Source organism: Desulfobacterales bacterium, assembly GCA_034520365.1.
Classification (GTDB): Bacteria; Desulfobacterota; Desulfobacteria; order Desulfobacterales; family Desulfosalsimonadaceae; genus M55B175.
Window position 1 is genome coordinate 745,000 of record JAXHNP010000006.1, and the last position, 19,943, is coordinate 764,942.

Sequence of the window (19,943 nt, forward strand, 5' to 3'; positions counted from 1 at the left end):
CGTTTTTGCCGAAGGGCAGGGATTGCCTGAGTTTATATGTGCTTATATCAGAAGTTTTCCCGGGCATCAATGAAATGGTAAAGTCATGCCGAAGACTTTGCCTGCCGGGACAGCCGGGCGACCTCAGCCTTCAGAAAATCGGCGATTTCATCAGGCGAAAGCACATATCCGGCCGCATCCAGCCTGATCGCCGCCTCGGGCATGCCAAAGACGGTTGCGGTTTCGCGATTCTGCACCAGCGTCTCCGCCCCGCGCTGTTTCATCTCTTTTAAGCCGGCGGCGCCGTCATTGCCCATGCCGGTCAGCAGAATCCCGATCGACCGGTCCCCGCAGTGACTGGCCACGGAAGAAAACAGATGCGACACCGGCCGTTTTAATCGCCCCTGGCCGGCGGATGGGCTGATAAGAATTTTGCCGTCATCCGTAATCCCCATGTTGCCCTCCTCAGGGGCAAAATAAATATGGCCGGGCGCAGGGGATTCCCCGGTTTTGGGGATTTTTAAAGCAAGGCGCGTTTCCCTGGACAGCCATTCCACCATACCGGCCAGAAAGCCCGCGGCAATGTGCTGAACGACCATGATCGGCACCGGAAAATCCGGCGGCAGATCCTTAAAAATCTGCTGCAGTATCGGTGGTCCGCCGGTTGAGGCCCCGATGGCGACGATTTTAAGATTTGGCAGGGCGGTTGAACGGGTGTTTATATCCGGTGCCACCCGGATACGCTTCTGCTGTTTGCCGGGAATGCGCTGGACCACCTTGACCTCTGCCATCAGTTTAATGGTGCGGAGGAGTTTTGCCATAAACGGTTTGGCCTCCGGACTGCCAAGTCCCGGGGGCTTCTGTGCCACGGCCACGGCGCCAGCCTGCATGGCTTTAAAAATATTTTCCGTCTGCTCCGGCGCAACCAGGGAGCTGTATACGATGATCGGCACCGGATGGGTTTCCATAATCGCCCGCGTCGCCTTATACCCGTCCATCCCGGGCATTTGAATATCCATTAGCACGACATCCGGCCGGGCTGAGGCCACCATCTCAAGCGCCTCCCGGCCGTTTTTGGCCGCTCCGGCCAGGCGCAGGCCCGGGTCCTGATCAATAATGTATTTGACGTATTCCCGGGTGGTCCGGGAGTCATCCACGATGAGGACACTGATCATAGAAGGGTTCCGATGATGCAGTTGCGGCCGCTGGCTTTGGCCTGGTAAAGGTTTTGGTCCGCCGCATTAATCAAATGATCCGTGGTCAGATCGGGCAGGTCTGTTTGATCACCGATGGCGGCAATTCCGAAGCTCGCAGTGATTTGGATGCTTCCCTTTTCGGTTTCCGTTTGCATCTCTTCGATCATTCGGCGGAACCGTTCAGCTGCGGCCTGAGCCCCGGCCAGGTCAGTTTCCGGCAGTACGATAATAAATTCCTCTCCGCCATAGCGGGCCATCCAGTCCAGATCTTTTCTCAAGGCTTCGTCAAGCAGATCGGCAAAGGTTTTTAACACCATATCCCCCACTTGATGACCATGCTGATCATTGACATTTTTAAAATGGTCAATATCGGTTATTATAATAGAGAGCGGGGAATGATAGCGCTGGGCGCGTTTAAAGGCTTTGGGCAGGTTTTCATTTAAATATCCGCGGTTAAACAGCTGGGTCAGGGGATCGGTAATGGATAAGAGGGCGATTTCCTTGTTTCTCTGTTTAAGCGAGCTCTCCAGCGAAATAATACGTTCTGCGGTGGCCAGCCGGGCAACCAGCTCGGCATCATCCACCGGCTTGGTCAGGTAGTCATCCGCGCCGGCCTCCAGGCCCTCGATGATGTCATTCTTGGAATCCTTGGCGGTTAAGAGGATAATATATACATAGGAGCCGAAATCATGCTTGCGTATGGCCTGACAAAGTTCAGAGCCGTCCATTTCCGGCATCATCCAGTCGCTAATGACAATGGAAACCTGACGGCTTAACAGCATGTTCATGGCTTCGAGCCCGTTTTTGGCGATCACCACCTGATAGCCATGATTTTCCAGCATCAGTTTAAACTTGAGGGCCTGTGTCTGGCTGTCTTCAACCAGCAAAATCTCAAGGTCTTTTTTTATCATGAAAGGCTGCCTTTCCTATTTTCATAACAGCCGGTCCAGCACTTCTATCAGGTTGCTCTGGTCAAAGCTGCTTTTAACGATGTAGGCGTCAGCCCCGGCTTCGACGCCGCGTTCCCGGTCCTTTTGCGAATCTAAACTGGTTACCAGAATAACCGGGATCCCGGCAAGGGATTTGTCCGCCCGAATGCCGGCCGTGAGCTCAAATCCGTTCATACGCGGCATTTCCACGTCCGATACCACCGCGTCAAACGCCCGGGTTTTAAGCTGGGATAAGCCGTCCGCCCCGTCAATGGCCGTCTTCACATGGTATCCCGACGCCTCAAGGATGTTTTTTAAAAGGGTTCGGGAGGTAAAAGAATCCTCAACGATTAAAACGGACTTTGGCGCCTCCGAAGGCTCGGCGGGGCTATCGGCCGTTGGCCGGGCGATGGAAAAAGACTGGCCGGATGCGGTTTTGATCAGGTCTTTAACGTTTAAAACCGGTATCACCTGGCCGTTTCCCAGGATCGTGGCCCCGGCAAAATGCCGGACTTTTTTAAGCTGCCGGCCCAATGGTTTGACCAGTACTTCCTGCTCGGTAAGCACTTCATCCACGCAAAAGGCGATTTCCGTTGCTTCGGTTTCAAGTATCACCACCGGGATGGCGGTCTGGCCGCTGCCGCCGTTTTTCCCGGCGGGTTTGGGGATTCCCAGGACATCGGCCAGATGGACGAGTGCGGTGGGGCGGCGGTTAAAGTAGATGATTCTTTGGCTTTCAATCGTTTGGATGTCTTGCGGCCGGATTTTTAAGCTGTGCTGGATTTGCGCGTTGGGAAGAATAAGCAGATGCCCGGAAACATCGACCAGCACGCCCCGAAATGTCGCCAGGGTCACCGGGAGATAAATCAGAAACACCGTGCCCCGGCCCGGCTCGGAGCGAATGCGGAGCCGTCCGCCCAAATGATCCAGCGCATCCCGGATAATCGGCATGCCCAGTCCCCGCCCCGATATCTGGGTCACCATGGCGCTGCTTGATACCCCGGACTGAAAAATCAGGTTCAGCGCATCCGCTTCAGCGGCGGCCTCCGCATCTGCTGCCGAAATAATGCCTTTTTTAACTGCGCCTGCTTTAACGGCGTCAATGTCAATGCCGTTTCCGTCATCTGAGATTTCAATGCATACCTGACGGCTCTCCGGCTGGGAGACGGTTACCCGGATGCTGCCGGTGGCGGGCTTGCCCCGGGCGGTTCTGAGCTCGGGGGGTTCTATGCCGTGATCAACGGCGTTTCGCAAGAGGTGGGTCAGGGGATCCTTCAACCCCTCCAGGATGCGTTTATCAATTTCCACGGACTCGCCGTCAATCCTTAAATCAACAGATTTGCCGCGATCCCTGGCAATCTCGCGGACCATGCGGGGAAAAACCGTAAAAAGGCCTGAAAAGGGCATCAGCGAGGTATTTTTGGTCTCAGCCAAAAGATCATCGATCAGGCCGCTGAACTGCCGGCTGTCCTGCCCGGCTGCCGAGGCCGTCTGTTTGAGCTGATGGTCGAAATCCCGTATAAATTCCATGGTATCGTCGATAAACTGAACGGCCCGGTCCACCCCGGGGGCCGGGGTATAACGATCCTCTAATTTTCGAAAATCACCTTGAAACAAGTCCCATTGGTGTCTCCATTCCTGAAGCGTCTGATCCAGGCTCTCAATTCGCTTTAACTGCTGGTGGGCGGCCTGTTTGATGGTGATTAATTCCTCTGTTTTTAACAGGAGCGCGTCGAGTTTGGCGGCAGGGATGCGAACGGAAGTGGAAAAAAGCGGTTTGGCGGCCTGTTGTGAGGCGGTGTCAGGCGCTTCTGAAGAAAATGACGGATCTCCTTTCGGTGGAGCGGGGAAGGGCGTATCAGGTGGCGGCACATCCGGCGTGTCATGATCCTCATCAGGCGGTTCTTTGGAAAAGTTTTGTGCCGGCTCTCTATATGATGGTTCGTCAGCCCCGGTTCGGGTTTTGGCCTCTTTGAGCGACCGGACCATTTGCGTGATCGCGCTGTCTGTCTCCGCGGCATCCGCTTCCGGGTCGATGGATTTTTCAATCAGCCGTGTGGCCGCATGAAGGGTGTCAAAAAGCGGTGCGGACAATTGCAGGGCGCTGGATTGAACCGCGGCAAAAATGCTCTCCATTTCCTGGCACAGGGATTCAATGACCGGCAGATTCACCGACCGGGCCGCCCCTTTTAGGCTGTGGGCCTCCCGGAATACGGATTCGACGACATCTTCCGGGAGCTCCTCGGCATCGGCTGTTTCAAGGCTTGAAAGCCCGGAAAACAGGGCCTCGATGCGCTCCTGGGCCTCGTCCTGAAATGCGGCCAGCAGCTGCTTCTGGATTTCCGATTCGTCCATCATACCTTATAATTCGACGTAATATCCCGCATGGTCTGGGCCAGCTCCTCAAGCCCCTTGATCGCGTCCTCCAGCTGTTTGACGCCGTCCAGATTCTGCTGGGTGGCATCATTGATGCTCTCCATAGCCTGGGACAGCTGATCAATGCCCGAGCGCTGCTGCTGGTTTGAGGCCGTAATCTGGGCGGCGGCATCCGAGGATTCATTGACCTGCCGCTCCAGGCGGTCAATGGCATTGCCTGCCTGTTCAGCCAGTTCAATGGCCTCCTCCACGGTTTTGGTGCCCCGTTCGGTGGCCATGACCGCCGCACTGGTGGCCTTCTGGATATCCCCCAGAATGCTGCGCACCTGGCTGGTGGCCTCCTTGGATTGATCCGCCAGGGTTTTCACCTCCTGGGCGACCACGGCAAAGCCCTTGCCCTGTTCGCCTGCTTTGGCCGCCTCAATGGCGGCGTTCACCGACAGGATATTGGACTGGTCGGCAATATCCGTGACAGTATTAATGATTTCTTCAATGCTTTTGGTCTGTTCGCTGAGCTTGACCGTGCTTTCGGCGATATAATTCATCTCCTCTTTGATGCGGTTGATGCCGGCGGTGGTGTTTTCCGTGGCCTGCTTGCCGGCAAGCGATATTCTGGCGGTGTTCTCCGCGCTTTTGGATACATATTCGGCCTTTTCAGTGGCCAGCTGAGAGGTCTGGCTGACCTCTTCGACCGTGGTGGTGACTTCGCTGATGGAGCTTGAGGTCTCAGAGGCGCTTGAAGCCAGCTGCGAGGCGGTGGTGGATATCTGGCTGATGGAGGAGAGCAGGTGCCGGGAGGATTGGCCGAGCTGCTTGATCTGCTTTCTGAACCGCTGGGTGCCGCTGGCAAAGGCCTTCATCAGCATGCCGATCTCATCTGCCCGGTTTTTATGCTGTTCAGATACGGTCAGGGTGAAATCGCCCTCATCCATCATCATGACCCGGTAGGACAGGGCATTGATCGGCCGGGCGATCATTTTGGACTGGACATAGCCCGCCCCGCAGATAAGCACCAAAAGGATGAGGCCGGTCCAGAAAATATTCAAGCCCAGTTTGTGCAGAAGGCTGAAGGCTTCCGCGGCATCCATCTGACTGATAATCGCCCAGTTAAAATCCGTTCCCATCCGCTTGGGCAGATCCAGGCTGTCATAGGCGGCAAGGACCTCCACGTTTCGGTAATCCCGGATTTGCCGGGTGCCCGCCTTTTTATCAAGCGCCAGTTTCACGGCCGTAGTTTGGATTTTTTCGCTTAAAACCGATTTGTCCTGTAAAAAGCGGGATTGGGAGCGCATGAGCTGATCCTGGCCCACCAGATAGGTCTCCCCGGTCTTGCCCATGCCGGTTTTATCGCTGGCAATGGCATTGATCCGGCCAGCATCAATCAGAAACACCAGGATGGCCTCAAGTTCGCCGGTGTCCGCATATATGGGGGCGGCCATAAAAAGCCCGGGCGATGCGCCGGATTGATAGTTTGTTATATCCGTTAAGAGAGGGGCCTCGGTTTTTCCGATGTCTTTGGAGATGGCGGCCAATCGGGTCATCGGCGCGGTTTCCGCAGCCGCATCTTTTTCGGCCGGCGCTTGCGCCTGGTGCATCAGTTCCCCTGTTTTTGAGAGCAGAAAGATATTGCTGTAGCCGAAGCCTTTCATATAATAGTCAAACAGCGGGTTCATTTCCCGGTAGGTCCCGGTGTTTAGCATATTCCGGATATGCTGGGAGCGGGAGAGCAGGATCAGGTTTTTCATCCGGGATTTTAAAAATTCGAGCACCTGTTCCTTTCTGATTTTGTTGACCGCGGACAGATGGTTGAAGGCCTCGCTTTCCATGGCGGAACGGGAGTAAATATAGGTCATGCCGCCCAACAGGATGAGCGGGATCAATCCGACGATTAAAAACTGGGTGATCAGTTTTGCCATGATCCGTTTGGAAAACCATCGCAGCATGTTGGACTCCTTATAAGGAACTTCACGGTTTAAGGTATAGGGTTTAAGGTGTAAGGTATAAAACTCAAGGTTTCAGTGTTCAGGCCTGCAAAAATTTTGGCTCGCTCGCATAATATTTCCTGAAACCTGACACCTGAAACCTGACACTTGACATCTGAAACCTGTATCCGGAATTTTTAATCAATGCGTGTTTACTCTGCCGTCTGATCAACCACCAAAGCCTCGTCTGTCAGCAGTTTTTCACCGTCAAGCACAATCGTCCCTGACGCATCAATCCCCTTCAGATAGGCGGCCCGCACCCCGGTCAGCGTAGGTACCGAGGTGTGCGGCAGATCAACCGGGATTTCCTTAACGCCGATGATCCGGTCCGCCAAAACCCCGAATGCCATATCTTTTGCGGATAAAATTAATACATAGGCGTTTTCCGCCCGCTCGCTTGGCTTAAGTTCAAACAGGCGCTTTAAATCCATGATTGACAGGATTTCCCCCCGCACATGGATAATCCCGGGAATATAGGCCGGAAGGCCGGGCAAAAACGTCAGCTGCCCAATCGGCAGAACCTCCCGGACAAATTGCAGCTCAATGCCGTATACTTCCCCGGCCAGAAAAAAGCCCACTGTTTTGACAGTTTCTTTTTGTTCCGGCCCGGATTTTGGTTTTGCCAGGGTTTCGGCCCGTTTTTTAAGGATTTCGGCATCGGATTTCTTGGCGGCGTTCTCCGGCATCGGCAATTTTACCTGATAAAGGATTTAACGGTTTCAAGCATGCGGCCAGCGGTCATGCCCTCTGAATGGGGCAGGATTTCCCCCGGATCTTTGGCTTTTAACAAACTCTGGGCGTTTAGGAAGCGTTTCCGGCTCTCCTCAGGCCGACCCCTTTGTTTGAGCAGAAGGCCCAATTGGAAATGGGCCATGACAAAATCCGGGTCCAGGTAAAGGCTTTGTTTCAATGCCCGGATGGCCGCCTCCGGGGCATTTTCCGCCTGATGGAGGCCGGCCAGCAGAAAATACAGATCCGGATTCAGCTTTTCGGTTTCAATGGCCGCCTGGCACCAGTACTCGGCATTTTTAAGCTCTCCGAGGTTGGCATGGCATCGGGTCAAAAGCACCATGGCCTCGGTCTGCATCAGAAACGTCCCGTTTCGGGCGCGCCCGTTTGAAAGCATCCGGTGGAGTTTATCTGCCGATGCCTGGTAGCGCCCCTGGTCATAATCTGACAGGGCATCTTCATAGCTATAGCGCACAGAAGGGGCTTTAACCGGCCGGGTGTCTGTCATGCGCCGATTGCAGGCCGCGCTGTTTGATCTTTGGCCGGCAGCGCTCGGATTGGCGGGACTCCGTTCCTGATTCCGCCTTTTTGCATAGGTTAACGGATATTTTTCCTCTTTGCGGGCAGGGCCTTTGCGAAAGAAAGTGGCATGGGTGAACCGCACCGGGGTAAGGGCCGAAGAGTTGACGAATCCGGACTCCGCCGGTCCGGTAATCAGCCAGCCGTTCTCCTCCAGAAGATCGATCAGCCGGTTTATCACATGCTCCCGGCTCATGGGGTCGTGATACATGAGCACATTGCGGCAGAAAATCACATCCATGGGTTTGGGGCCGCCCAAAATTTTCCGGTAATCCGGTTCCGCAAAATTGAGCCGGGTAAAGCAGACCTGCCGGCGGATGCGGGGGAGAATCTCAAACCGGTTGTCCGGGCAGGGCTTAAAATAGGTCCGGATAATCGACTCCGGCGTTTCCCGCATGGACCACTGGGTATAGATGCCTTGTTCGGCGATTTTTAAGAACTTTTGGTTCACATCTGTGCCCAGAATATGGATGTCCCAATTGTTCAGCCGGCTGCCCAAGCGATCCAGCAGGATGGCGATGGAATAGGCTTCTTCGCCGGTGGCGCAGCCCGCGCTCCAGAAGCGAAGCGTTTTTTCCGGCCGCCGGGGATGATCAATCAGTCCCCGGATGACATGGTCCTGGAGGGCCTGAAACATATGCTTGTCTCTTAAAAAATAGGTCTCCCCGATGGTCAGATGCCCCACCAGCGGCTCCAGGAGTTCGGCGGGCGCGGCGGATTCAAGAATTTTTCGGGCGTATCGGGCGGGTTCGTCAAAACCGGTTTCGCGGGCTGCGGCAGCAATGCTTTTGGCAAGCGTCTTCCATTTCGGCCTGGGAAATGAAAGACCGGTGCGGGCGGTAATAAATCGGCTGATGTCGCTTAGAATCTGCTCCGATAAAGACAAATGCATTACACTGTTTCAATCGCCAGTTTGGCCTGTTCAAGGGTTGTTTGCGGAATCAGGGTGTCAATATCATAGATAAATACGGTTTGGTGTTCAAACGTCGCCGCGCCGGTGATGTATCTGCGCATTTCCGGGTAGATGGTTTCCGGATCAATGGCCGGCTCCGGGTAAAGCAGGTCCACGCCGGCTATTTTATCCACGGCAAATGCAAGGGAAAATCCGCAGGCACGGCAGAGGATGATCCGGTCGGATTCGCGGATCGGCCGCTCCGGCAGACCAAACTGTTTCCGGATATTAATTAAGGGGACCACGGCCCCGCCCATATTGATAAGTCCCAGGATCAAATCCGGGGCATCCAGCGGATAAGCCGGCTGCACCGCCCGGATGACGTGCTCAACAGCTGAAGCCGGGACCGCAAAGTGCTGTTCATCAATTGCAAAAATAAGGTGATGGTCCCCGGACATGTCTGATGCCCCCCCCGGAATTTGTGTGAATATAATTAAATCCTTATACGTCAATTTGGGCTGTTTTTCAAGAAAAAGCCTGTTTCGGCCAGGGTGAATTTGTTCTGGCGATAAACCCCATAACCAAGGGGTCGTTCGCATGTAAGGTCGGCACGGTGGCCGACCCTACGCAATTTGGAGTTAACCCGTATTAAGGTCGGCACGGTGGCCGACCCTACGAAATTGGTGTTAACCCTCGTAGGGCGGGCCACCGTGCCCGCCTGAAAAATAGATAGAACAAATTTATCGTGCTGTTTCGGCTGAAGTATCGACGGGATGCAGGGGGTTGTTAACGCCTTATTTGTTTACAATTTGCCGCATATGGACTATTACAGGGGGCAAATTAAGGTTTCCAATCAGTTTATATCAAGGGGTATTTGGTAATGAGGCACATGGCGCATCTTTTCCGGATCACCGGCATGGGCATCGCTTTATTGCTGGCTTGTCAGCTTCCTGCCTGGGCAACCGAGATGCATTCCCTGGTGGATCAAACCGGGCGAAAGATCCGCGTGCCTCCAGCACCGCAGCGGGTGGTGGCGCTTGCGCCGAGCATAACGGAAATCCTTTTTGCCCTGGACTGCCAGGACCGGCTCAAAGGGGCCACGCGATTTTCCGATTATCCGGAAGCAGCCCAAAAGGTTCCCAAAGTGGGTTCCTATGTATACCTGGATTTGGAGAAAATCGTGGCCCTGGATCCGGATGTTTGTATTGCCATCAAAGACGGCAACCCGCGGGCGGTGATTGACCGATTGGAATCCCTTGATATCCCTGTGTTTGCCGTAAACCCCAGGGGACTGGACACGGTGATGGCGGCTATCGGCCATATCGGTAAACTGATGGGAGCGGAAAGCCGGGCGAATGAAATTGTCGCGGACATGGAGGCCCGGATCGACGGGGTCGAATCCAAGGTGGCCCAGACCGAAAAACGGCCCCGGGTGTTTTTTCAGATCGGCATCGCACCGATTGTGTCCGCCGGCTCGGATACATTCATCCATGAGCTGATCGTAGAGGCGGGCGGGAGAAATATCGCGGGCAAATATACATCCTACCCCCGGTTTTCCAAGGAAGAGGTGCTGGAGCTGGCACCGGATATCCTGATTATCACATCCATGGCCCGAAAAGAGGTGTTTGATCGGGTGAAGAGGGAATGGGAGAGGTGGGATCAGATTCCGGCAGTGGCCAATGACCGGGTTCATCTGGTGGACTCCAACCTGTTTGACCGGCCCACGCCGCGGCTGGTGGACGCGCTGGAGAAATTGGTTGAGCTGATTCATCCGGAGTTGTGATTAATCATGTCGGCGGTAAGCAGGAAAATGCTTATAACCACCCTGGCCATGCTGGCGGTACTGGTTGGGGTGATGATTCTGGGCCTTGGGATGGGGTCTGCGGAAAAGGGGTTTATGTCTTTTTTAAGGGCCATGTTTTCCCCCGGAAAGGCGGATCCCCTGCTAAGCACAATAATCTGGGAGCTCCGCTTTCCCCGGGTGATCGTGGCCGCCCTGGTGGGCGCGACCCTTTCCCTGGGCGGGCTTGTATTCCAGGCTCTGCTTCGCAACCCTCTGGCTGAACCCTATATCCTGGGCATTTCCGGCGGCTCTGCCATCGGCGCGATTATCGGCATTCTTTTGGGATTTGCCCGGTTTCCGGGCGTTAGCATACTGGCTTTTATCGGCGGCATGGGAACGCTTCTTCTGGTGCTTTTCATCGCAAGCGGCAGAACCCTGCTTAAAAAAGAGGCGCTGCTGCTGTCCGGCGTGATGGTCAATGCGTTCTGTTCCGCGGTGATCATGTTTTTGATCTCCCTTACCCAGGATTCGCGCATTCACAATATCATGTTCTGGCTGATGGGGGATCTCTCGGCGGCCGGCAGAAGCGAGGCCATGCTGATGGCCGCAATGGTGCTGCCCTGTTTTATCGTGGTATTCTGGCTGTCCAATTCCATGAACCTGCTTCTGATGGGAAAGGAAATGGCCCACTCCATGGGCGTCAATGTCCGGCTGATCACGGTTGTGCTTCTGGTTTTGACCTCCTTTATGGTGAGTGCCACGGTTGCCAGCTGCGGGCTTGTGGCATTTGTGGGGCTGGTGATCCCGCATTTGTTCCGGCTGATTATCGGTGCGGATCACCGGGTTCTGGTGCCGGCCTGTCTTTTCGGCGGGGCCGGCTATCTGGTGCTATGCGATCTTCTGGCCCGGACCCTGCCCCAGCACGGGGAAATGCCGGCCGGGGTGATCACTGCCATGGTGGGGGCGCCGGTATTTATTATTCTTCTGAAACGGACGGGATAATGGCACCTTCGGTGGATGTAAAAAAATTGGCGTATGCCTATGAAGACAGCCGGGTACTTGAGGATTTATCATTTTCCGTGGGCCAGGGCGAATTTTTTGTGGTGATTGGGCCGAACGGGTCCGGAAAAACCACTCTGATGAAGCTGATTGCCGGGCTGCTGAAGGCCCAACGGGCCGCCATCCGAATTATGGGCCAAGATATCCGCTCCTACGGCAGAAAGGCTCTGGCCCGCCGGATTGCCTTTGTGCCCCAGCAGATGCCCATGGATTTTCCCTTCACTGTGGCGGGTGTCGTGCTTTTCGGCCGCGCCCCGCATTTAGGCACCTTTGGCCTGGAGTCCAAAGAGGATCGGCAGCAGGCGGAACAGGCCATGGCGTTTACGGAAGTGGATCATCTGGCCGGACGCCGGATGGATCAGTTAAGCGGGGGCGAGCGGCAGCGGGTGTTTATCGCCCGGGCCATCTGTCAGGCACCGCAAATCATGATACTTGACGAGCCGACCGCAGCGCTTGATATTGCCCATCAGATGCGGATTATGGATTTAATGGAGAAGATGAAGCAGGAAAAGGGCATCACTGTGCTCATGGTCTCCCATGACGTTAACCTGGCGGCCATGTATGCGGATACCTTGCTGCTCTTGAAAAACGGCAGGCTGGCAGAATGGGGGCCGCCGGGCCAGGTGCTCGCCTATGAAACCCTTGAGCCGGTCTACGGCTGCCCGCTGCTGGTGGATGAAAGCCCGCTGGGCGAGCTGCCGCGGGTAACCCCCGTGCCGGGGCGCTATATTATTGAGGAGCTGGTGAAATAGGTATTAGGTATTGGGTATTAGGTATTAGGTGGGTAGGTGTTGTGCCAACACCTAACACCTAATACCTAATCCCCAATTTCTCCAGATTCTCCCGGGCAAACCCGATTTCCGGATCAATGCTCAAAGCAATCTGGTAATAGGCGATGGCGGTCTCCGCATCCCCCAACTCCCGGTAATTGGTGGCGATGTTGGCGTAATCAATGGCGGAATTGGGGTTCAGGCGGATCACCTGCTCAAAACTATGTATGGCCTTTTGGTGCTCGCCCAGTTTGAAATAGCAGAATCCCATCAGGTTATAAATATCGGTTCGCTCCGCATCCCATTGAATCCCCTGGTAAAGCACGTCAAGGGCCTCTTCATAGGCGCCCGAGGTTTTTAAGCAGACCCCCATGTAGGAATAGATGCTGGGAATATCCTGCGGATCCGGTTCCAGGTCACGGGCGGCCTGAAAATGCGAAAGGGCGGCTTCAGGCTGGTCCAGGGCAAGAAAGCAGGTGCCCAGATAGAATTTGATGTAGTATCTGCTGGGCAGCTTCTGGTCAATCCATTCAAGCCGCTTAACAGCCGCGTGCGGGGGATATTTTTCCGTGATCAGCTTGCCGCAGAACATGGCGATACTCGTGGCTTGCGCCCGCTCCCGGAAATGGGCGCCCGGGATCAGGGTATAAAAGGCCGGGATGTGAAGCTCCGGATGGGCGGTCGGAATGGTGATGACCGGCATATCTTTTTTTGAAAGCGCGGCCACACAGTTTTTGATTTCAGTTTTCATATTATTATTCGAAATATCCGGCAGGTCGGCGAGATTTATACGTTTTGCCGGATGGGTAATATACCGGGCCTCATCCAAAGTTTTTAGTTTCGGCAGGCCGGAGGCCACATAGTTTGAGCCGGTATTAAAGTCGCCGCCCAGCTGGGCGGTTTCCGACAAGGCCCGGGAGAGGGCTTTTTCCGGATTCGGCGTGGTGCCGGCGGTCCATACGATTTCGCTTTTCTCCGGATGCGTTGCCGGGTCATGGGCCAAAACCCCGACCGTGGGGATTCCCATGTCCAGGGTAAAGTCCGACAAATAGAGCGAAATCCCGTTTCGATGGAATTTTTCCAGAAGCCCGCGCCCCACCGGATCAGCGGCGGATGCCGGATTAATGGCCGGCACCGGGATTTTCTCCCGGCAGATCAGGGCGGAGACATGACGCTCCACGATTTCACAGATGCCCTGGCACAGGGCTTCTTCCACGCAGTTGCCCGCAGATGTGCCGTTAAACGCGTTTATGGCAAAAAACCAGTCAAACGGGACCAGCATCTCCCGGTTATTTGTGAAATCATGGCCCCGGGTCCATTTCAGGGAAAGTTCGGAAAAAATTTCCCTGGCAATATCCCGATCCACCGTATCATCGTGGACCGAGCGGGCGATCATTTCAAATGGAAGGGCGCTCTCCCGGATATTTTCATAAGTGTCCATGATGAAATTGTCCGGATTTTCCGCAAAACTATAGATGGAAAATCGCTCCACCAGCTCCATCACGGCACTGGCTTCAGCCTGGGCCGGGGTGGCGCCTTTTCCCATCTGTTTGGCCGTGCCGGTCAGCCGGGCCGCATCCGATCCGCAGACACTGAAAAACACCGGAATGTCCAGCCGGCCGTTATCGATCCGCACGGTTTCGGCCAGGATATCCAGATCCAGTTGAGCGAATTTTTCCTTCACCCGGCGGACGGTTTCCGCCGGCGGGACGGATTTATCCTGGTCTTCTGTGGACTTTTTATATGCATCGTTTAGGGTTAATACATGTTTATGCAATGGGTTTGTATTCCTTCCTGTTGCTTATCCGTCTTACTGATTCGTACTCGTAATCGTACTCGTAATCGGCTTTTAATTTTTTAGTTTCGATTACGAGTACGAGAACCGTCCCGCTGGCGCGGGACTGAGTACGATTAAATTACTTAGAAGTATTCCCCCAGGCCGTTGCCCGGGACCGAGCTACAAAGTAAATTTAAAGGCACTGAGGCACGATAAATTTGTTCTGTCTATTTTTCAGGCGGGCACGGTGGCCCGCCCTACGAATGGGGAAAAACCCGATCCATCGTAGGGTCGGCCACCGTGCCGACCATAAATTATTGATTTAATTAATCTAATACCTAATACCCGTGAAGTTACTTAGAAGAACCCTGAACCCTGAACCCTGAACCCTGAACCCTGCCTCCTTATTTGGCCAACTCGGCTTCCCTCAATTTCCGCCGCAGGATTTTACCCACTGTGCTCTTGGGGAGTTCATCGATGAACTCAATCTGTTTGGGCACCTTATAGGGCGCCAGATGTTCCTTGCAGTATTGGATCACTTCTTCTTCGGTCAGGGTTTCGTCTTTTTTGGTGACAATAAAGGCTTTGACGGTTTCGCCCCGGTACTTGTCCGGTATGCCGATGGTGCAGGCCTCAAGGATTTTCGGGTGGTCAAAGAGCACGTTGTCCAGCTCAATGGGATAGACATTATATCCCCCGGCAATGATCATATCCTTTTTCCGGTCCACAATGGTGAGATAGCCGTCTTCATCGAACCGGCCGATATCGCCGCTGTAAAACCAGCCGTCTTTTAACACGGCCCGGGTCTCCTCCGGCTTTTTGTAATAGCCCCTCATCACCTGGGGGCCTTTAATGGTGATCTCGCCGACCTCCCCGAGCGCTACCTCGGTCTCCCCGGTTTCCACATCCATGAGCCTGACATCCGTGTCCGGCACCGGACAGCCCACAGTGCCGGGTTTTATTTTGCCGCCCCACGGCGTGACGGTCACGATGGGCGAGTTTTCCGTGGATCCGTATACCTCGCACATATCCGCGCCGGTCAGATCCTTTAAATCGCGGATGGTATCTGCCGCAAGCGGCGCGGCCCCGGAAAAAAAGCCTTTGATGGAGGAAAGATCCATTTTTCGGAATTCGGGCTCGGCCAAGAGTCCCACGAAAATGGTGGGCACCCCGGGAAGGAATGTGGGCTTGAATTTTTTGATCATTTTGATGTTGATGGCCGGTTCCGGCCGGGGGACCAGGATGATTTCATAGGCCTGCCAAAGGCAGTAGTTCTGAATGGCGGTAAATCCCGCGGAGTGAAAGACGGGGAAGTTGCCGACCAGCCGCTCCGTGCCGGGCTTTAGTTCCGGAAACCACGCCTCAAACTGCTGCACGTTGGCGCTTAAGTTGGCGTGAGTAAGCATCACGCCCTTGCTTTTGCCGGTGGTGCCGCCGGTATAGAGCAGCGCCCCGATCTCGTCCCAGTGACTTTGCTCTTCTACCGGCGTGTCCGGGTAGCGTGAGATGACTTTCCGAAAGGAAAAGATGTCATCTGCCATGGGCATTTTTCGGTACATCTCCCGTTTGGCCAGGGGAAACAACTGCTTCAAGGGAAACGGCAGATAGTCATTGATGTTGCAGGCAATAATGTTTTCAATCTGTGTTTGATCTCTGATTTTTTCAATCCTTGGAAGCAGCAGGGAAAGCGTAACCAGGAGCCTGGCATCGGAATCATTGAGCTGATAGGCGAGTTCGCGTTCGGTGTAGAGCGGGTTGTTCTGGACGGTCACTGCGCCGATCCGGAAGATGGCGTAGTTGGCGATCACGACCTGGGGGATGTTGGGCAGGCAGACCGCCACCTTGTCCCCGGGCTGGATGCCGCAGTCGCTCAATGCGCGGGCAAAAGCATTCACCAGGCGGTCAAGTGCCGCATAAGTGATGCGTTTGCCCATGTAGTTTAAAGCGGTGTGGTTGGGAAAGTTTTGGGCGGAGCGGGAAAGGGCGGCGGAAACGGTTCGCTGTTCATAGTCCAGATAAGGCTTAACACCCTTGGCATAGGACTTATGCCAGAGTTTTTCTACGGCCATCATGGGCCTCCAGACGCATGAATGGTTAGTGGACCAGATGCGTTAGTAAAAAATCCGTCTGTTTTTGAACGGCATCCGCAAACGCATCCCCCTTGTATAAATCAAAGTCTCGAGACAAGCATCTCGCTTACCTTTTCCGCAGACCGGCCGAAGAGTTCCGGCATGTCGAGAAGCTCAAGGAATTTGTCCTCCCACTGGATATTGTTTTCCTGGACCAGGTTCTTGATGTGCTCGTGCTTGCCGCCTAAGGCCTTGACTTTGGCGGTAAGATCCACCTGCTCCTTAAAAGCGATTTCAAGGAGCATCAGGTGTTCGATGGTATTCGGCCGGTTGGGATCGGTGGATATAACCGGAATGATCAGAATGCTCCGGTCGTCCTTTCGGCCTTTGCCGATGTAGACATTGCCCTGCCGGACGATGATTTTTTTGGTGCCCTTAAGCGTCTGATCCGTCTCGGACCGGGATGGGATGGCACTGGAGGTGCCCTCTTTTTTAATGATCCGGATGCGGGTCTCCTCGGTTGGCTCGCCCAGCAGGTTGATGCCGGATATCTGGTAAAGGGTCAGGCCCTTGATATCATCAATAATCCGCTGCAAATTCCGGAGTACCATGATGTTTGAGATGGAGAGCTGGGCAATGCCGAAGCCGTGTGCGCCGAGCACATCAAAGAGCAGCCCCTCGGCCTTTTCCTCGATCCGGCTGGTGCCCACGGTCACGGTTTTGGCCTGGTGCTTGATGGCATCCACCGGCCGCGCCAGGCAGTTGATCGCCTCGCCCAGGGATTCGAAGAGTTTCTCAAACATGTTTTTGGCCGTGCCCTTTACCCCGAAATCGATTTCAAAATCAGAGAGCGGCAGACGGCCGGCCAGATATTTAAGCAAAAGGGTCAGGTTGGTGGCCCCTTTAATGCCAAGCGGGGAGGGCAGTTCATTATTGGTCTGTTTTTTGCGGAACTCCGTATAAAACTGAATGATTTTTTCCCGGAAGCTCTTTTCCAGGGCGATTTCAAATATATCCATATCCGCTTCGGTCAGGCGGTTGATGGTCTCCTGCAGGTCCTGCCGGAAGTCATAGAGAAAGCGGGAGCCCTCATTAATGGCAAGGGCCGCATAGTAGCCCCAGATATGGCCCACCAGGGTATTTAGGATCGGCGCAAAATGTTCGCTCGCAGACGGCACATGGATGACATCCGATGCATAGGGATCAAACCGGTCCTCATGTTCATCGGCAATAACAATCGGCAGGGCCTTATGGGAGCGGAAGATGGCCGTGTCCTTGATGATATCCCCGATAACGCTCCGCCGCGTGCCGGCGGCGCAGACAAATATCAGCGGCTCGGAGGAGAGATCGATATGTTTTTTATCCTCCACAAAGTCAGAGGAAATGGTTTTATAGCAGAGCTCGCTCAGCTTGATCCGGATTTCATCCGCCGCGGATTTGTTCGGCCCGCTCCCGACCGCCGCCCAGTAGGTGCGCTGGATCGCCAGGCGCCGGGCAGAGGTTTGAATCCGGTGGCGGGCGGCCAGCACCTTCTCCATTTTTTCTGGGATTTCAAGCATCTGCCTGATCTCCTGGGAGATGAAGGCCTCGTTGCGCCGGCGGGTCAGCTGGGTAAAATACAGGCCCAGAAGGGCCCCGGCAATGATCTGGGAATAAAAGGCCTTGGTAGAGGCCACCGACATTTCAATATCCCGGCCGGAGCTGGTATACACCACGCCGTCCACTTTAAAGGTCAGATCCGAATCCCGGCGGTTGACAATGGCAATCGCCCAGGCGCCCAGCTGCTTCATCATATCCACGGTCCGGTTGGTGTCCGTGGTGGTGCCGGACTGGCTGATGGGGATCAAGAGGGTTTCATTCAGATGGTCGGTTTCGCTGATAACTCCGCTTAGCTCCGAGGATTTTAAGGCATCCACCTGAAGGGTCGGGTCGTTTAAATAAAACCGCAGGATGTTCGCGCACACCTGGGCGGCTACGCCGGCCGTGCCCTGGCCGATGAATAGAATCCGGCGGATGGCATCGGCTTTAAGTGCAGACACCAGCGCATCCGGCACCATGGAGCCATCCAGGGTCAAAACGTACCGGGAGCCGCCGTTTTCAATAATCTTCCATCGGTTTTCAAGGGTTTTTCGGACCGAGACCGGGGACTCCATAATTTCTTTCAGAAAATAGTGGCTGAAATGCTGCCGGTCGATATCCCTTGAGGTAAGCGGAGTTTTTCGGATATCCGCTTCAGTCAGGGCAATCGGCGTGCCGTCGTAGAATATGGCCTGAACCCCGTCCAGTCCGCCGGCTGATGCCTGGTCGATGACAAATATCTGGCCGTAAACCGGCTGGCCGGCATCACTATAGCGGGGGGTGCCGCCGTCGAGTTTCAGGTATTCCGAGGTCTCCTCCACCAGGCCGTAGATTTCTGAGGACGGGATGTAGTGGTCCCCGGCAAGCCCCACGAATATGGCCTGACCGCTCCCCTTTAGCGCCAGAAAGAGTTTGCCCGGGGCCAGGTCCGTGTGCATGGATATGGCGTGCGAGCCTTCAAAATCATTGACCGCCAGACGAAAAGCGGTTTCAATGGGATATCCTCGCGAAAGATAGGATTGAATGTGCACCGGAATGATCTTGGTATCACAGCTGATTTCGTCGGGTATCTGTATGCCGCGGGCAAAATACCCGGCTTTGATGGTCTGGTAGTTGTCGATATCGCCGTTTAAGCAGACATGGATGATACCGGCGGCATCCGGGGAGTCGGGCAGTGTGCGGTTGTCCACCGGATGGCAGTTGGCCTCATTGATGGCGCCGACAGACGCCCACCGGGTATGGGCGGAGACGGTATGATAGAGAAACGGCCGGGAAAGCACCTGCTTTAGTATCGGGTCATCCGTTATCTGGCCGCGGATAAAGGAAATGTTTTCCCCCAGACCGCCGATTTCCGCAGCCACCTTATAGGTAATGGCAAGCGAAACCTGTTTTTCGGGCGTTTCCCGGCGGGTCTCATTTACAGAAATGGCCTGGTTGGTCAGTATATGAAAGCTCTGGCGGGAATTGAAATCCGCTGTCAGGCCGGCGGCTGCGATCTCTTCTGTCAGGCGGTCATAAACCGACGGCGCCATGATGAACAGCAGCGAAATTCCGGCGGAATCCCGGCCTCTGACTTCGAGCCGGTCGATGCTGTTTAATACGGCATTGATATTTTTAAGGGTGGTAATGGTTTCTGCCGGCGGCTGCGAATGTTCCGTCCCGTTTAGCGCGCGGATTTTTTCAATGTTGTCGACAATCTCCGTCTTTAAGCACCAGCCCGTATCTTTCAGCCGTTCAATGCGCTGGGACATGGCTTCGACAATGCCGGGACTCAACCGGCCCATCAGGCGGGCAAGCCGGCTGCTTTCCGCGTCAATGATGCGGCCAAGCTCGGCTGATAGGGCCTTTAGCTGCTTTTTCGCTTCCGCTTGCGTAAAAATATGGTAGAACGCCGTCCGGGTTTTAAGCGAGCGGACAGCGGCATAGAAATTTTCGATCAGTTCCCCGCCGCCCAGGTAATCCGATCCGATGTCGGGCTGGGCGGCTTGATCAAGAGTCTTTGAGGCTTCGGCAATCTGCGCCAGCATGTCCCCCACCGGCGGCATGGCATAATTCTTATTCTCGGTTTCATCGGTTTTCACCGCCACGATGCCGGTGATGCCGCACTGGCAGGTGCCTGCCGCATAGGGGAATAAAATAATCGTTTTTGCTGGAACGCTTTGGATGTGTTTGCCAAAGGTTATCCGGAATCCGGCCAGGAGAAAAATAAATTCGGAAATCCACTGAAGAATATGTCTCATAGGTT

General features: G+C 54.7%; 13 protein-coding genes. 3 read left to right on the plus strand and 10 right to left on the minus strand.

The window, feature by feature from the left end:
• Positions 1-83: 83 nt before the first annotated feature.
• The 7 genes from cheB to U5L07_11440 form a co-directional block, all read right to left on the minus strand.
• Positions 84-1,154 carry a chemotaxis-specific protein-glutamate methyltransferase CheB gene (gene cheB, locus U5L07_11410; GenBank protein MDZ7832348.1) on the minus strand — a complete coding sequence of 357 codons (1,071 nt, stop codon included), beginning with the start codon at positions 1,152-1,154 and terminating at the stop codon, positions 84-86.
• The gene (locus tag U5L07_11415) at positions 1,151-2,086 is read right to left on the minus strand and encodes a diguanylate cyclase (GenBank protein ID MDZ7832349.1); all 936 of its coding nucleotides are present in this window, start codon (positions 2,084-2,086) and stop codon (positions 1,151-1,153) included. Before U5L07_11415 ends, cheB begins: the two co-directional genes overlap by 4 nt.
• A 21-nt stretch (positions 2,087-2,107) precedes the next feature.
• Positions 2,108-4,462, minus strand: coding sequence for a hybrid sensor histidine kinase/response regulator (locus U5L07_11420; GenBank protein ID MDZ7832350.1), 2,355 nt, complete (start codon positions 4,460-4,462; stop codon positions 2,108-2,110).
• The gene (locus U5L07_11425; protein ID MDZ7832351.1) at positions 4,459-6,423 is read right to left on the minus strand and encodes a methyl-accepting chemotaxis protein; all 1,965 of its coding nucleotides are present in this window, start codon (positions 6,421-6,423) and stop codon (positions 4,459-4,461) included. The genes U5L07_11420 and U5L07_11425 overlap by 4 nt, the downstream gene beginning before the upstream one ends.
• Before the next feature lie 191 nt (positions 6,424-6,614).
• Positions 6,615-7,148 carry a chemotaxis protein CheW gene (locus tag U5L07_11430; protein MDZ7832352.1) on the minus strand — a complete coding sequence of 178 codons (534 nt, stop codon included), beginning with the start codon at positions 7,146-7,148 and terminating at the stop codon, positions 6,615-6,617.
• A gap of 8 nt (positions 7,149-7,156) precedes the next feature.
• Positions 7,157-8,662: a CheR family methyltransferase gene (locus U5L07_11435; protein ID MDZ7832353.1), complete on the minus strand. Its 1,506-nt coding sequence runs from the start codon at positions 8,660-8,662 to the stop codon at positions 7,157-7,159.
• Positions 8,662-9,120, minus strand: a complete 459-nt coding sequence (locus U5L07_11440; protein MDZ7832354.1) for a chemotaxis protein CheW — start codon at positions 9,118-9,120, stop codon at positions 8,662-8,664. Before U5L07_11440 ends, U5L07_11435 begins: the two co-directional genes overlap by 1 nt.
• Positions 9,121-9,542: 422 nt before the next feature.
• On the opposite strand from U5L07_11440, the gene U5L07_11445 reads away from it, so the two are divergent.
• The 3 genes from U5L07_11445 to U5L07_11455 are packed head-to-tail and all read left to right on the plus strand — an operon-like array spanning position 9,543 to position 12,256.
• Positions 9,543-10,445: a cobalamin-binding protein gene (locus tag U5L07_11445; GenBank protein ID MDZ7832355.1), complete on the plus strand. Its 903-nt coding sequence runs from the start codon at positions 9,543-9,545 to the stop codon at positions 10,443-10,445.
• Positions 10,446-10,472: 27 nt separating this feature from the next.
• On the plus strand, positions 10,473-11,447 hold the full coding sequence (locus tag U5L07_11450) for an iron ABC transporter permease (protein ID MDZ7832356.1): 975 nt from the start codon (positions 10,473-10,475) through the stop codon (positions 11,445-11,447).
• A complete protein-coding gene (locus tag U5L07_11455; protein ID MDZ7832357.1) occupies positions 11,447-12,256 on the plus strand; it encodes an ABC transporter ATP-binding protein in 810 nt (269 codons plus the stop codon). Before U5L07_11450 ends, U5L07_11455 begins: the two co-directional genes overlap by 1 nt.
• 58 nt (positions 12,257-12,314) lie before the next feature.
• On the opposite strand, the gene U5L07_11460 is transcribed toward U5L07_11455, so the two are convergent.
• The 3 genes from U5L07_11460 to U5L07_11470 all read right to left on the minus strand — a co-directional run bounded on the left by U5L07_11460 (position 12,315) and on the right by U5L07_11470 (position 19,938).
• A complete protein-coding gene (locus U5L07_11460) occupies positions 12,315-14,051 on the minus strand; it encodes a YcaO-like family protein (protein MDZ7832358.1) in 1,737 nt (578 codons plus the stop codon).
• Positions 14,052-14,455: 404 nt separating this feature from the next.
• Positions 14,456-16,120 carry a long-chain fatty acid--CoA ligase gene (locus U5L07_11465; protein MDZ7832359.1) on the minus strand — a complete coding sequence of 555 codons (1,665 nt, stop codon included), beginning with the start codon at positions 16,118-16,120 and terminating at the stop codon, positions 14,456-14,458.
• A 101-nt stretch (positions 16,121-16,221) separates the two neighbouring features.
• A complete protein-coding gene (locus tag U5L07_11470) occupies positions 16,222-19,938 on the minus strand; it encodes an SIS domain-containing protein (protein MDZ7832360.1) in 3,717 nt (1,238 codons plus the stop codon).
• Between the last annotated feature and the right edge of the window lie 5 nt (positions 19,939-19,943).

Excerpts from the sequence above, each read along its gene's own strand:
- U5L07_11435 (MDZ7832353.1), bottom strand. The coding sequence starts at position 8,662 with ATGCATTTGTCTTTATCGGAGCAGATTCTAAGCGACATCAGCCGATTT.
- U5L07_11465 (MDZ7832359.1), bottom strand. The coding sequence starts at position 16,120 with ATGGCCGTAGAAAAACTCTGGCATAAGTCCTATGCCAAGGGTGTTAAG.
- U5L07_11425 (MDZ7832351.1), bottom strand. The coding sequence starts at position 6,423 with ATGCTGCGATGGTTTTCCAAACGGATCATGGCAAAACTGATCACCCAG.
- U5L07_11430 (MDZ7832352.1), bottom strand. The coding sequence starts at position 7,148 with ATGCCGGAGAACGCCGCCAAGAAATCCGATGCCGAAATCCTTAAAAAA.
- U5L07_11440 (MDZ7832354.1), bottom strand. The coding sequence starts at position 9,120 with ATGTCCGGGGACCATCACCTTATTTTTGCAATTGATGAACAGCACTTT.
- U5L07_11445 (MDZ7832355.1), top strand. The coding sequence starts at position 9,543 with ATGAGGCACATGGCGCATCTTTTCCGGATCACCGGCATGGGCATCGCT.
- U5L07_11455 (MDZ7832357.1), top strand. The coding sequence starts at position 11,447 with ATGGCACCTTCGGTGGATGTAAAAAAATTGGCGTATGCCTATGAAGAC.
- U5L07_11450 (MDZ7832356.1), top strand. The coding sequence starts at position 10,473 with ATGCTTATAACCACCCTGGCCATGCTGGCGGTACTGGTTGGGGTGATG.
- cheB (MDZ7832348.1), bottom strand. The coding sequence starts at position 1,154 with ATGATCAGTGTCCTCATCGTGGATGACTCCCGGACCACCCGGGAATAC.
- U5L07_11420 (MDZ7832350.1), bottom strand. The coding sequence starts at position 4,462 with ATGATGGACGAATCGGAAATCCAGAAGCAGCTGCTGGCCGCATTTCAG.
- U5L07_11415 (MDZ7832349.1), bottom strand. The coding sequence starts at position 2,086 with ATGATAAAAAAAGACCTTGAGATTTTGCTGGTTGAAGACAGCCAGACA.
- U5L07_11470 (MDZ7832360.1), bottom strand. The coding sequence starts at position 19,938 with ATGAGACATATTCTTCAGTGGATTTCCGAATTTATTTTTCTCCTGGCC.